The sequence below is a fragment of the Paenibacillus illinoisensis NBRC 15959 genome, from assembly GCF_004000925.1.
GTDB classification, from domain to species: Bacteria; Bacillota; Bacilli; order Paenibacillales; family Paenibacillaceae; genus Paenibacillus; species Paenibacillus illinoisensis.
On sequence record NZ_BIME01000008.1, the window covers coordinates 172,565 to 185,203 of the forward strand.

Annotated in this window: 13 protein-coding genes; all 13 read left to right on the forward strand. The window is 46.2% G+C overall.

Going from position 1 to position 12,639, the window contains the following annotated elements:
* Nucleotides 1-19: 19 nt before the first annotated feature.
* The 13 genes from opp1B (at nt 20) to PIL01S_RS19665 (ending at nt 12,406) form a co-directional block, all read left to right on the forward strand.
* A complete protein-coding gene (gene opp1B / locus PIL01S_RS19605; RefSeq protein ID WP_127538977.1) occupies nt 20-955 on the forward strand; it encodes a nickel/cobalt ABC transporter permease in 936 nt (311 codons plus the stop codon).
* Nucleotides 952-1,848 carry a staphylopine uptake ABC transporter permease subunit CntC gene (gene cntC / locus PIL01S_RS19610; RefSeq protein ID WP_127538978.1) on the forward strand — a complete coding sequence of 299 codons (897 nt, stop codon included), beginning with the start codon at nt 952-954 and terminating at the stop codon, nt 1,846-1,848. Before opp1B ends, cntC begins: the two co-directional genes overlap by 4 nt.
* A complete protein-coding gene (gene cntD / locus PIL01S_RS19615) occupies nt 1,829-2,653 on the forward strand; it encodes a staphylopine uptake ABC transporter ATP-binding protein CntD (RefSeq protein ID WP_127538979.1) in 825 nt (274 codons plus the stop codon). Before cntC ends, cntD begins: the two co-directional genes overlap by 20 nt.
* Nucleotides 2,640-3,392, forward strand: coding sequence for an ABC transporter ATP-binding protein (locus PIL01S_RS19620; protein ID WP_127538980.1), 753 nt, complete (start codon nt 2,640-2,642; stop codon nt 3,390-3,392). Before cntD ends, PIL01S_RS19620 begins: the two co-directional genes overlap by 14 nt.
* A 13-nt stretch (nt 3,393-3,405) precedes the next feature.
* On the forward strand, nt 3,406-4,602 hold the full coding sequence (gene cntE, locus PIL01S_RS19625; protein WP_127538981.1) for a staphylopine family metallophore export MFS transporter CntE: 1,197 nt from the start codon (nt 3,406-3,408) through the stop codon (nt 4,600-4,602).
* Nucleotides 4,603-4,781: 179 nt separating this feature from the next.
* Complete coding sequence (cntE, locus tag PIL01S_RS19630; protein ID WP_246058487.1) at nt 4,782-6,008, forward strand: staphylopine family metallophore export MFS transporter CntE; 1,227 nt, start codon at nt 4,782-4,784, stop codon at nt 6,006-6,008.
* Between the two features lie 282 nt (nt 6,009-6,290).
* Nucleotides 6,291-7,487 (forward strand): GTP-binding protein, encoded by a 1,197-nt coding sequence (locus tag PIL01S_RS19635; RefSeq protein WP_127538982.1) that lies wholly within the window; start codon nt 6,291-6,293, stop codon nt 7,485-7,487.
* A gap of 72 nt (nt 7,488-7,559) precedes the next feature.
* On the forward strand, nt 7,560-7,829 hold the full coding sequence (gene rpsN, locus PIL01S_RS19640; protein WP_063566651.1) for a 30S ribosomal protein S14: 270 nt from the start codon (nt 7,560-7,562) through the stop codon (nt 7,827-7,829).
* Nucleotides 7,830-7,872: 43 nt separating this feature from the next.
* Nucleotides 7,873-8,205 (forward strand): DUF3024 domain-containing protein, encoded by a 333-nt coding sequence (locus PIL01S_RS19645; RefSeq protein WP_127538983.1) that lies wholly within the window; start codon nt 7,873-7,875, stop codon nt 8,203-8,205.
* Nucleotides 8,206-8,545: 340 nt separating this feature from the next.
* Nucleotides 8,546-9,349 (forward strand): undecaprenyl-diphosphate phosphatase, encoded by an 804-nt coding sequence (locus tag PIL01S_RS19650; RefSeq protein ID WP_127538984.1) that lies wholly within the window; start codon nt 8,546-8,548, stop codon nt 9,347-9,349.
* Nucleotides 9,350-9,555: 206 nt separating this feature from the next.
* A complete protein-coding gene (locus PIL01S_RS19655; protein WP_127538985.1) occupies nt 9,556-10,485 on the forward strand; it encodes a copper amine oxidase N-terminal domain-containing protein in 930 nt (309 codons plus the stop codon).
* A gap of 294 nt (nt 10,486-10,779) precedes the next feature.
* Nucleotides 10,780-11,148 carry a hypothetical protein gene (locus tag PIL01S_RS19660; RefSeq protein ID WP_127538986.1) on the forward strand — a complete coding sequence of 123 codons (369 nt, stop codon included), beginning with the start codon at nt 10,780-10,782 and terminating at the stop codon, nt 11,146-11,148.
* A gap of 343 nt (nt 11,149-11,491) precedes the next feature.
* Complete coding sequence (locus tag PIL01S_RS19665) at nt 11,492-12,406, forward strand: phosphotransferase (RefSeq protein ID WP_127538987.1); 915 nt, start codon at nt 11,492-11,494, stop codon at nt 12,404-12,406.
* Nucleotides 12,407-12,639: the final 233 nt, after the last annotated feature.

Genomic DNA, 12,639 nt, shown 5'->3' on the forward strand with positions numbered 1-12,639 from the left:
TGTGAAAAAGGAGATGGATATGGGGAGTTTTATCGTCAAACGGATTCTGCTTGCAATACCCCTGCTGCTGATTATTTCGTTTCTAACCTTTGTTCTGATCAATCTGTCCCCGCTGGATCCTGCCGTTGTTGTGCTGCAGGCGCAGGAAGTTCCGCAGATTACGGATGAGTTGATTGCCCAAACCAAGGCAGAGCTCGGCATGGATCGGCCGTTTATGATTCAATATGGAAACTGGCTGCTGGCCTGTCTTCAGCTGGACTTTGGCCAGTCCTATGTGACCGGAAATTCCGTCTGGTCCATGATTGGCCCGGCATTTGTGAACACGCTCAAATTAACGCTGATTTCCTCTGTCTTCATTATCTTTTTCTCAATCCTGTTAGGTGTAATCTGTGCGATGAAGGAAGGGAAAATGATGGATAAGTCCGTACGAGGTTTCTCCTTCCTGCTCACGGCGATACCTTCCTACTGGCTTGCAGCTATGCTGATCTGGTACTTCTCCGTCAAGCTTGATCTGCTGCCCACCAGCGGAATGGATTCGGCGCAGAGCTATATTCTGCCGGTCATCGTCATTACGGTAAGTTATGTAGGGATCTACTTCAGGAGCGTTAGAAGCTCCATGCTTAACAATTTAAATGAAGACTATGTTCTATACGCCCGAGCCAGCGGAATCCCCGAGAGAAAGGTAACAATGCATATCTTGCGGAATTCGCTGCAGGTGTCCGTTTCCATCTTTTGTATGGCCATCCCTATTGTACTTGGAAGCACGGTTGTGATTGAAAATGTGTTCGCCTGGCCAGGTCTGGGCCGTTTAAGCGTCAGATCCATCCTGAGCCGGGATTTTCCGATTATCCAGGCGTACGTGCTTATTCTGGCTGTCACGTTTGTACTATTTAATACACTTTCCGATATCGTGAACGCGGCACTGAATCCCAAACTCAGAAAGGAATTCGAATGAGAAACCTTCGCAATTTAAGCCAGGATAAGCTCGCCATGGCGTCTCTTGCTTTTATCGTGGTGCTGATCGTTGCTGGCGTTCTTGCTCCCTTGTTTGCACCGCATGATCCCGAAGAAGTGAACATGAAGCTCAGGTACGCATCAGCATCGTGGTCGTATCTCCTTGGCAATGATCATCTGGGCAGATGTGTGTTGTCGCGGCTGATCTATGGCATTCGGCCAAGTGTACTGTGGGTTTTGGTTGCTCTGCTGGCCTCTGTTCTTCTGGGGGCCCTCGTGGGGTTCATCTCTGGTTACTTCAAAGGAAAAACTGACGCTATCCTCATGAGGATCTGTGATATTATGCTTTCTTTTCCGGGATACGTGATGACGCTTGCGGTAGTTGGCATTTTGGGTGCTGGTCTTGAAAATATTCTGATCGCCTTTGTGGTCATGAAATGGGCATGGTTTGCCCGGGTTATTCGTACATCAGTCATGCAATATTCCGAAATGGATTATGTGAGATTTGCCAGAGCTTCGGGAATCAGCCACCTGCGCATCATACACAAGCACATTTTGCCCGTTACCTTTTCCGACATTGCTGTCATTTCGAGCAGTTCCATCTGCTCCATGATCCTGCAAATTTCCGGGCTGTCATTTCTCGGATTGGGCGTTCAGGCACCGCAAGCCGAGTGGGGCATGATGCTGAATGAGGCCAGAGAAGTCATGTTCTCCAGGCCAGAGCTGATGCTTGCGCCAGGTCTGGCGATTGTTTTGGTCGTATCGGCATTCAATTTTCTGTCCGATGCGCTGCAGGTGGCGCTTGACCCCAAATTGATGACGTCCAAACCGGGTGGCAAGCTACGCGGAAGGAAGAGAGGTGAACAGGTCTCTTATGAATATATTGGAAGTTGAGCAGCTGCGAATATGGGATGCACTTACGGAAGAAGTCATCGTGCCCAATAGTTCATTCCAGTTGAAGCAAGGTGAGTGCCTGGCCATTGTAGGGGAAAGTGGGAGCGGCAAGTCGATGACATGCAGGTCCATCATGCGCCTGAATAAACCAGCCATCCGGCAGTCCGGCCGGATTCTGTTCCAAGGGGTAGATTTGAACCAGCTCACGGAGCAGGAAATGCGCAAAAAAAGGGGCCGGAATCTGTGCATGATTCTCCAGAACGGAATGAGTGCATTTGACCCCTCCTGTGTGATCGGCGTTCATCTGAGAGAGACCCTTCAAGCGCATTACGGATGGAATGCCAAGGAAGTCGAGCAGAACATGAAATCCGCCATGGAACGGGTCATGCTGAGAAATCCGGTGCACATCATGAATCAATATCCTCACCAGCTGTCAGGAGGCATGCTGCAGCGCATCATGATTGCGCTGGCACTCGTGCTGGAACCGGATGTGATCATAGCAGATGAACCTACTACGGCTCTGGATACGATTTCCCAATACGAAGTGGTTGAGCAGCTGATCCAATTGCGGGAACGAATGGGATGCGCCATGATCTTTGTTTCGCATGATTTGGGAGTCGTACGGAAAATCGCGGATGAGGTTTTGATCATGAAGGATGGACATATTGTGGAGTCGGGCAGCATTCACTCCGTCTTTTCGAAACCGCAGCACCCGTATACACAGTTCTTGGTGTCCACCCGCCGGGAGCTGAGCAATCATTTCAGGCAATTGATGCAGGAGGAACAGCATATTGCTAAACGTTGACCATGTTCATAAATCCTATCCACTAGGCGGCTTGTTTTCCGGAGGCCGAAAATCCGTTCTGCATGATGTCAGTTTTGAATGCTCGCGCGGAGAATGCCTGGGTATCATCGGGGAGAGCGGGAGTGGAAAGTCCACCTTGGGCAGACTGATTTTGGGGATGGAACGCCCGGAGCAAGGAAAGATTTCGCTCGAAGGCAGATCTGTGCTGGACAGAAAGGCGAGAAGGGGCAGCATCAGTGCCGTTTTTCAGGATTACAAGTCGTCGATCAATCCGTTTTTTACGGTCGAGGAAGCCATTATGGAACCATTGCGCCTACAAAAAAAGAACCCGGAAGGCCATGCCCATTCGCTCAAAATCGATGTGCTGCTTAGCCAGGTTGGGCTGGATAACTCATACCGATCCAGGTATCCACATGAATTGTCAGGGGGAGAAGTGCAGCGGGTTTGTATCGCTAGGGCCATCTCAACAGAGCCTCAGTGCATTGTGCTGGACGAAGCAATCAGTTCGCTGGATGTATCGGTTCAGACTCAGGTGCTCCATTTGCTGAAAGAGCTGAAGGAGATTTATCAGCTGACCTATATATTCATTACCCACGATATCCAGGCAGCGGCTTATATTTGTGACAGAGTGGTTATTTTCAGAGAGGGTCGCATAGAAGAAATGGTGCCTATCGAACAGCTGAAAACCGTGAAGTCCGAGTATGCGAGAAAGCTGCTGGATCATTTAATTACTTTCTAAAGGAGTACACACCGTGAGTGGAGCATTGTCATGGCCTTTTCTGCGTTTATATCTATTGACGCTCTTATACTTTAGCGCTAACGCCATCCTCAATGTCATCATCCCTTTAAGAGGTGAATCATTGGGGGCAAGCAGCACTGTCATTGGTCTCGTCATGGGAGCGTACATGTTCACAACGATGTTTTTCAGGCCATGGGCAGGTCAGATTATCCAAAAGCATGGCCCGATCAGGATCCTTCGAATCATTCTGATTCTGAATGGACTTGCGCTGATCCTGTATACCTTTACAGGATTGGGGGGCTATTTCGCAGCCCGTGCCCTGCAAGGGGTGTCTACCGCCTTTTTCTCCATGGCGCTCCAGATCGGCATCATTGATGCCTTGCCCGAGAAGGATCGTTCCCAGGGGATCTCATACTATTCCCTCTTTTCCTATATTCCGGGCATTGCCGGGCCGGTGCTTGCTCTGGGACTGTGGAATGCGGGCGGAATGGATTATTTCTCCATCTTCATGATTGGGATTGCTATGATAACGGGGCTGTTTGGTTACAGTATCCGGATGGAAAAGACGAAGGAATCAGAGATTGACACAACACAGGATAAGACTGGACAGAAGTTCGGTATGCTGGCTTCCTTCGGGGAGCTGATCCGAAATCCGTTTTTGTTCAAATGCAGTGTCATTATGCTCATCTCGTCGATTGTGTTCGGTGCCATAACTGCGTTTATTCCGCTGTACGCTCCACAATTGAATCACGGAAATGCCGGCGTGTTTCTGATGATTCAGGCTGCGGTGGTCGTGGTTGCCCGTATTGCGCTTAGAAAAAAAATCCCGTCGGACGGAACATGGCACTCTTCATTTATGATGGGAACGATGCTGCTGCTGACACTCGCTGCTGCGTGCGTAGGACTGTCCATTCAGGCAGGTGCAATCCTATTTTATCTGGGCGCGGGACTCATGGGCATTGCACAGGCCATCGTGTATCCAACGCTGACGACCTATCTGTCTTTTGTCCTGCCACAGACGAACCGCAACGTGCTCATTGGTCTATTCATTGCAACGGCGGACTTGGGCGTTTCGCTTGGGGGTGTCGTTATGGGACCGGTTGCTGATCTGTTTTCTTTTTCCTGGATGTATTTGATATGTGCAGTACTTGGAGCGCTGATGATTATTTTTGCGTATGACCGTAGGGGACTATTGTCAGCGATGAGATAGCAGGAAGGCTGATGCGGAAGCGTCGGTTTTTTTCTGTTGTTTCATTATAAGCATACGAAGTACGCATACAATTTCATTGACAAGACAAGCGGTATACGATAAATTGTCTTTTTAATCATAATAATTACGATTATTCGACTTGTCTGTTCTGGCATTTGTGAGAAAGTGGGGACAAACTTTTGGATGCTTCTGCAAACAATCATGGCAAATTAAATCCGGTCTCTTTTTCCTTTATCCGGTTTTATATGCTGGCTTTTTTATTTTTCGCCGCAAATTCGGCCTTAACGATTATTCTTCCACTGAGAAGTGAGGCAGCAGGATTGAGTCAGGCCGAAATTGGACTCATGATGGGAGCTTACATGTTCACGTGTATGCTTCTGAGGCCGCTGGCTGCACAGCTTCTGGGGAAACATGGTCCCCTCCGGGTCATGCAATGGCTGCTTCTTCTGCATGCCGTAACGCTGGTGCTCTTCATGATCGGTGATGTGGAAGCTTACCTCTGGCTGCGGGCATTGCAAGGTGTGGCGACTGCGTTCTTCTCCATGACCATGCAGGCTGGCATTGTGGAAAAGCTCGAAGACAAGGACCGCGCACAGGGGCTATCCATGTATACGCTCTTTACGATGGTTCCCTCTCTTATCGTTCCGATTCTGGCAATACAAATCTGGGAAAGTGCCCGCGAGATATGGTTTACGGTCCTCATGATTGGTTTGGCTGTATTGCCACTTCTGATCGGATACCGTGTAGATCTGCCCAGGCGTACGGTGCAAAATCAGTCTTATACCCTTAGGGACATGATCCGCTCCTTTCGTGGTATTTGGCGCAGTACACCGCTGTTGATCAGCAGTGCAGTCATGCTGTTTGCTTCCTGCGTATTTGGAGCAACGGCGACGTTTCTTCCGCTGTATATGGTATCGACGGGACTTGCGAGTGCTGGGGTGTTTTTAACGATCCAGGGACTGGTTGTTATTCTATGCCGATTTATGCTGCGCAAAAAAATACCTTCCGACGGGAGCTGGAATACCTGGCTAATCGCAGGATTACTGCTGTGTGCAGCTCTGGGAACCCAGATGCTCGCGCTGCTGGAGCTCATTGGTCCTTTGGTGTACTTGTCCGCGGTGTTTAGTGGTTTTGCCCTGGCACTCATGTATCCCACATTAACGACGTATCTGTCCTTCGTACTCCCTGCTGATTCCAGGTATGTGCTAATGGGCATGTTCATGTCCTCCTACGATCTGGGTTTCTCCTTAGGCGGACTCGCCATGGGTCTGATTGTTCAGAACAGCTCCTATTCCACGATGTTTACGATCTGTACGTTACTTTCCGTGGCGGCCATGATGCTGGTCGTTATATTTAGAAAACGGATGGAATCAGGGAATAGAGAAAGGTTCTCTACTGCAAACTGAGGAAGCTCACTATACAGGCAATACGTTGTGGTGTGCTGGTTTTAACGAGTCGTGCTGCCTGACCATAGACTTCTATTTGGATGCAAAAGTTAAAGGCTTACAGACTGGATTTTTCGGGACGCATCATGTTGATGCGAGCTGCCGGAACCAGACTGTAGGTCTTTTTTTTACAGAAATGATTTGACAAGAGAAGCCAACAGGATTATAGTCATTGTTGTTAATCGTAATAATTACTAATAAGGTCGATAACCTATTGGCTGTCACTATAAGGAGCAGATCGAAATGACACAAAAGCAAGTTCCGGTAACGGTCCTCAGCGGTTACCTTGGTTCAGGTAAAACGACGGTGCTTAATCATGTACTGCACAATCGCGAGGGTCTTAAGGTAGCCGTCATTGTGAATGACATGAGTGAGGTGAACATTGATGCAGCGCTGGTCAAGGGAGAAGCCACGTTGTCCCGAACCGAAGAGAAGCTGGTTGAGCTATCCAATGGCTGCATCTGCTGCACGCTGCGGGATGATCTGATGCAGGAGATCGAGAAACTGGTGAACGAAGGCCGGTTCGATTATATCCTGATTGAATCCACGGGCATCAGTGAACCTGTTCCGGTTGCACAGACCTTTACATACGCCGATGAAGAGTCGGGGATTGATCTGACCCGTCTGGCGAAGCTGGATTGCCTGGTAACGGTGGTGGATGCGAACCGGTTCTGGCATGATTTTGCCTCAGGACAGAGTCTTCTGGATCGGAGTCAGGCAGCAGGAGAGGAAGATACCCGAGACGTGGTGGATTTGCTGATTGACCAGATTGAGACGTGTGATGTCCTGCTGCTGAACAAATGTGATCTGGTCGATGACGTGGAGCTGAACAAGCTTGAAGGCATTATCCGTAAACTTCAGCCCCATGCCAAAATTATTCGGACCGTGAAGGGACAGGTGAATCCTGCTGAGATTTTGAATACCGGTCTCTTTGATTTTGAAAAAGCGAGCATGTCGGCCGGATGGATTCAGGAGCTTGAAAAAGAATCACACACCCCCGAGACGGAAGAGTACGGAATTGGCTCCTTCGTGTACCGTCGCAGAAAGCCATTCCATCCCGCACGTCTGGCTGAGTTCATGAGCTACTGGCCGGAAGAGGTCGTTCGTGCCAAAGGCCTGGTTTGGCTGGCGGCTGAAGGAGATGTAGCAGCAAGCCTGAGCCAGGCGGGGCCTTCCATTCAGTTTGGACCTGCCGGACATTGGGTCGCGGCCTTGCCGGAAGCGGACAAGGAATTGATTTTTCGCACCGAGCCGGATGTCCTGGACAAATGGGATGCTCAGTGGGGAGACCGCCAGACCGAGCTGGTGATGATCGGGATCGAGATGGAGCGTCACATGATTGAGGATGAGCTGGACCAGTGCCTGCTCAGTGATGAGGAGATGCAAGCCGACTGGGGAGGGTTTGATAATCCGCTGCCGTGGCCCATTGAACCCGTCTGATCGAAAGAAGGTTCTGTAATTGGAATTGTAAGGTGTAACATGTTCAAAAAAATCGTAGAGGAGCTGTAAATGATGGCCAAAAAATCAAAAGTCGTTCGTGAAAAACAGCGTCAGGCAACGGTAGCCAAGTACGCAGAGCTGCGCCGGGAGCTGAAGGAAAAAGGAGATTATGAAGCGTTGCAGAAGCTGCCACGTAACGCCTCTCCAACGAGACTGAAAAATCGCTGCGAACTGACAGGACGTCCAAGAGGATATTTACGCAAATTCAAGGTTTCACGAATTGTCTTCCGCGAACTGGCCCATCAGGGACAGATTCCGGGTGTGACCAAGTCCAGCTGGTAACGCAGAGGATATTCATTTTGGCAATGAAAGGCTGTGAACTTATATGCTGGACTCGTTTACCATTCGAAGGATTCAGTCACTCATGAATGGGTACATCCACGAGAAGGTGCCTGCACCACTCCGCACGATGGTGAAGCTGACCTATGTGATGAATAACGACGAGCTCATTCTTACGGAGGAAAGGCCAGCGGGTGAAAGGTATCAATGGGATATGCTGCCGATAGCCCGGTTTCATTGGGAAGGTAAACAATGGAAGGTATACGCCCAGGATGAATATAGCAGCTGGAATGCTGTAGACGTTATTGAGCCTTGTCCCGACTTTGAGGATTTGCTCGAACAAGTTGAACGGGATGAGACGGGCATATTCTGGCGCTGAGTCCAACCAATGCAGAGCTGAAATAATCTGTCTCTGGTTCTACGAAGTGACTCTGGATTGATGATGGAGAAGCAGGCTCTATTATAGTTGTAGTAATAGAAAAGGCGCCGTGCAGATGCAGCGGCGTCTTTTGCTTGGGTATTGCATGAATAAGGTGATATGTGACTTGGCAGGATAGTTGAACAAGATTCATCAATATGATCTGTATATCCATTAAATGATGTGACGATAATGTCACACTGAAATGAATAATGTTATGCTAATCGATGGGAATATATAGTCATTCACCCTTATACTTGAACTTGCTAAGCGAGTTTATTTCGTAAAGGGGATATCTTCTATGACTGATCCAATAAAAGCAATCATACTTGGGATAATAGAAGGGTTAACTGAATTCTTACCAGTTTCGTCTACTGGACATCTTATTTTAGCAGGCAATCTACTTGACTTTGAGGGAGACGCGGCAATAACCTTTAAAATTGTTATACAGTTGGGTGCGGTGATGGCAGTTCTAATTCTTTATTGGAAAAGGTATATGGAGATTGGGACAAACTTAATTAAAATGGATTTTTCAGCAAGTAAAGGATTAAACGTAATACATATGATTTTGGCTATGTTACCAGCATTAATCGTCTATCTTCTACTAAAAGACACTATAAAAAGTCAATTATTCGGCCCTACACCTGTCTTATTTGGTTTAATTGCTGGTGGTTTGTTAATGATCATCGCAGCACGGAGTAAGAGAACTACCAGGGTTGACACAATGGATAGGATTAGTTACAAACAAGCTTTTGGGATTGGCTTATTCCAATGTCTGGCCCTGTGGCCGGGTTTTTCGAGATCAGGTTCGACGATTTCAGGTGGCCTTTTGCTCGGTACTAGCCAAAAAGCTGCCGCAGATTTTACATTCATTATTTCTGTACCTGTTATGTTTGGTGCTACCTTGTTGGACTTATACGATAGCATCGATCTACTTCGTTTAGACGATTTGTATCTGATGTTAATTGGATTTATGACATCTTTCCTTGTGGCTATGATTGCGGTAGTAACGTTTATTAGATTGATCAAGCGACTTCGATTGGAGTGGTTTGCTCTATATCGTTTTGTATTAGCAGTTCTTTTCTATTTAATCGTCATACTGTAACTTTAAACTTCAATCTAACGGGAAACGTTAGTCCAAAAAGGAAAGGAGCAGTTGCCGGTTGGTAGCTGCTTTTTTTTCGTTAAGCTAACGGGCAGGTTATTTTAGTAAGAGTAAAGAAATCCTCAAGAATCTACTCTATTTGTAGGTAACCTTACGATTTTTTTTGAGTCTAATTATATAAGGATGTAAAATTTAGGAGGATTCTAATGATGAAATTAGTATTATTTTCTTTTGCTGTTCTATGTTCTACGCTTTTGAACCTTCCAACCAATGAGGTAGCTGCAGAAGCACAAAGTCCAAAAGGAACACAAGTTGTAGTGAATAATAACTACTTAGATTCAAATGACATTCTCAACAAGAACAACCAGGTATTTTTCAGCCTGACTTCACTCAAAAGTTTAGGTGGCTTAACGTTTGCCTGGAATAATACTACTAAGCAAGTGACAGTGAAGGGGAGTGACACAAACTTGAAGTTGACAATGAATAAAAAAGTAGCTCATAAAAATAGAACTTTAGTTTCATTAAGTACTGGTCCATTTATTCATAACGGTAAAACAATGATTCCCTTACGTTTTGTTGCAGAAGCGCTGGACGGTTCAGTAACTTGGAATCAAAAGACCCAAACTGCATTTGTTTCGAAACCCAGCACGAAACTGCTTACTGATGTTAAGAGCAGTGAATTGAGCACGGCTAGAAATGCTGCGATTAATCTTCCTAGAGTTTCAAAGCTCACGGAGTACTTTGAACCATCTATGGAAGCAGCCAGTCTTCAATATTATTTTCCGAAAAATACAAAAGACCGATTCATTGAGGTCAATAATAATGTAATCCGCTATTATCAAATTACGAAGAACACAGCTTACCTTAAGTGGCAAGCTTTCATTAGCGAAAAGGCAGCTACGCAGGATAATCTTTATTTCATAAACCGCTCCTTTACAAAAGAGAACGGTTCCTTACCAAATTTCAAAGATACGACATTCGCCAACTTTCGTTGGATGCCTCATATTACTTCTACTGGATATGGTTTAATCAATAAGGAGAATTGGAATGATGTTGTTTTTAAAGAAACTGAAGTGCCTCACACTGATCTGAAGGAAAACTATATTATTGTTGACACTCCAGAAGATAATAATTAGTAAGTCGGTTAAAGAAGGTGTGAAGTTCAATTCAGGGAAAAACTGGCTAACTATGGGGCATTAGAGAATGAATATAGTTTATTTATAACACTACTCAACACCGGAAGGCCCTTGTCTTATGTTAATTCACGCAGGGAAATTGTCTGAGGGCTACTTGAATCATTACTCTTCATTATTGAATATAAAATACACATTCTTTTATGGAGGTGATTTGAAATGAGATTTCAAAAAGGGGTGATTAGTATTATTGCTGTTCTAGCTATTGCTGTTACATCCGGATGCGGGTAAGAAACGATGAGTAATAATGAAAATCAAAAAGAGGTTAGTAATGGATCAGGAACTACTCAAGAGGCAACAGATACAAAAATTACATCTATCAATAAAATAGGGAGCAAAACCTTTTTATTCAAAAAAGAGTTCAGTCAAGAAAAATCTGATCATTCAAATTTCAAAGAAGGTGTTTCCATTGACTTATCAGAGTATGTGAAAGACTTCTTCACGCAGGACATAGCCGACAAAGTTCAACTGAATATGAATGCTATTGTTCAGCATGATGAAACAAAGTTCAAAGAAAATATGCTTAATGAGGATTCCATTAAATTTAATATGCCTTGGTTTAATGACAACTATAAAGAAGGTATGAAATATGAATTTACGAGCTAAATGAAATAACTTATGATGAAGACGCCAAACGTATTCAAGTGATTGTTACCTTCTATAGAAATATAAAAGATGAACAAATTGAGCAAGGAGTTATGACCTATTCGTTATTGGAGGATAAGAAAAGCGGAACATGTCTCTTTGCTACTATGGACGGTAATTAAAGAATCAAGGCGGCTCCTCTTGTAGGAAGCTGTATCTTTGTTACTTGATAGCTTTTTTTAAAACCTAATTCCATGAAGGCCAAATTGATCGGCTGCTATTGTTCAACTAACGGGCAGTTATGCGTAACTTCCAGGGATTGTAAACATCTAACTAATGTAAGGAACGAGGAGGCAGACAATTCATGGGAGGAACGAATGTATGGGATGCGGAGTGGGAGGTTAACGAAGAGCAGGCGCGGACGCTGATCGGCAGACAATTCCCTCAGCTGTCATCGAAGCAAGTAAAGCGATTGGGCTGGGGCTGGGACAATACGGTTTTTCTCATCGGTGACGAGTACGTGTTCCGGTTTCCAAGAAGAACGATTGCAGTTGGCTCGATTCGTATGGAAGGGAAGCTGCTGCCGAAGCTGGAGGCATATATGACCATCCCCTATCCGAAACCGTTGTTTTATGGCGAAGCAAGTGACGAATACCCGGCACCATTTCTTGGCTATGCCTACGTGCCAGGAGATTTCCCAATCGGTTTGACGGAAGAACGACGGGCTTTATCTGCAGAGACGTTGGCGAAATTTTTGCGGAGATTGCATGAGTTTCCGGTGCAGGCGGCGCTGAAGTGCGGAGTTCAGCAAGATCATCGAAACTTGACGGACATAGCATCGCGCAAAGAAAAATTGGAGGGCTTTCTATCGAAGGTGGTTGAACACTTGTCGCCGGAGGAGTCCAGTGTGATCGAAGCGTATATTAGCAGGCTGCAAAAGGACCGTGTCGAGGCGGTGAATGCACTCATACATGGCGATCTTCATTTTAAAAATATGCTTGTGAATGAGAACGGGATCGTTTCCGGCATCATTGATTGGGGCGATCTGAGCGTAGGTCATCCGGCTTGCGATTTGAGCGTTGCTTATAGCTTTTTACCACCTTACGCTCGCGGCGTGTTTTTCGAAACGTACGGAGGAGCGGACGAGGAAACGAAGCTGCTGGCGCGGCTGATCGCGGTATACATCCCCATACTGATCTTAATGCAAGCGGTCGATGACGGGAATGAAGCGATTGCGGCAGAGGCGAAATCCAACATCATGCGGGCACTGTCGGATTAGGCTCATTATTTCGTTGCGGCTACGGGGCTATGGCTATCGGCACCATTTTGTCGTTTAAAGGCCGGGATAAGGTACGATCCGCCTTCTCTGATGCCGCTTTATGTTGAGAAACACGAAATTCAACAGAGTAAGTCGTTGCGCTAACGGGAAACGTTAGTTGAAAAATGGGAGGAAAAGGAGCCGATCAATATGATCGGCTCCTTTTTTTATACAACGATATTCAATGAAATTGT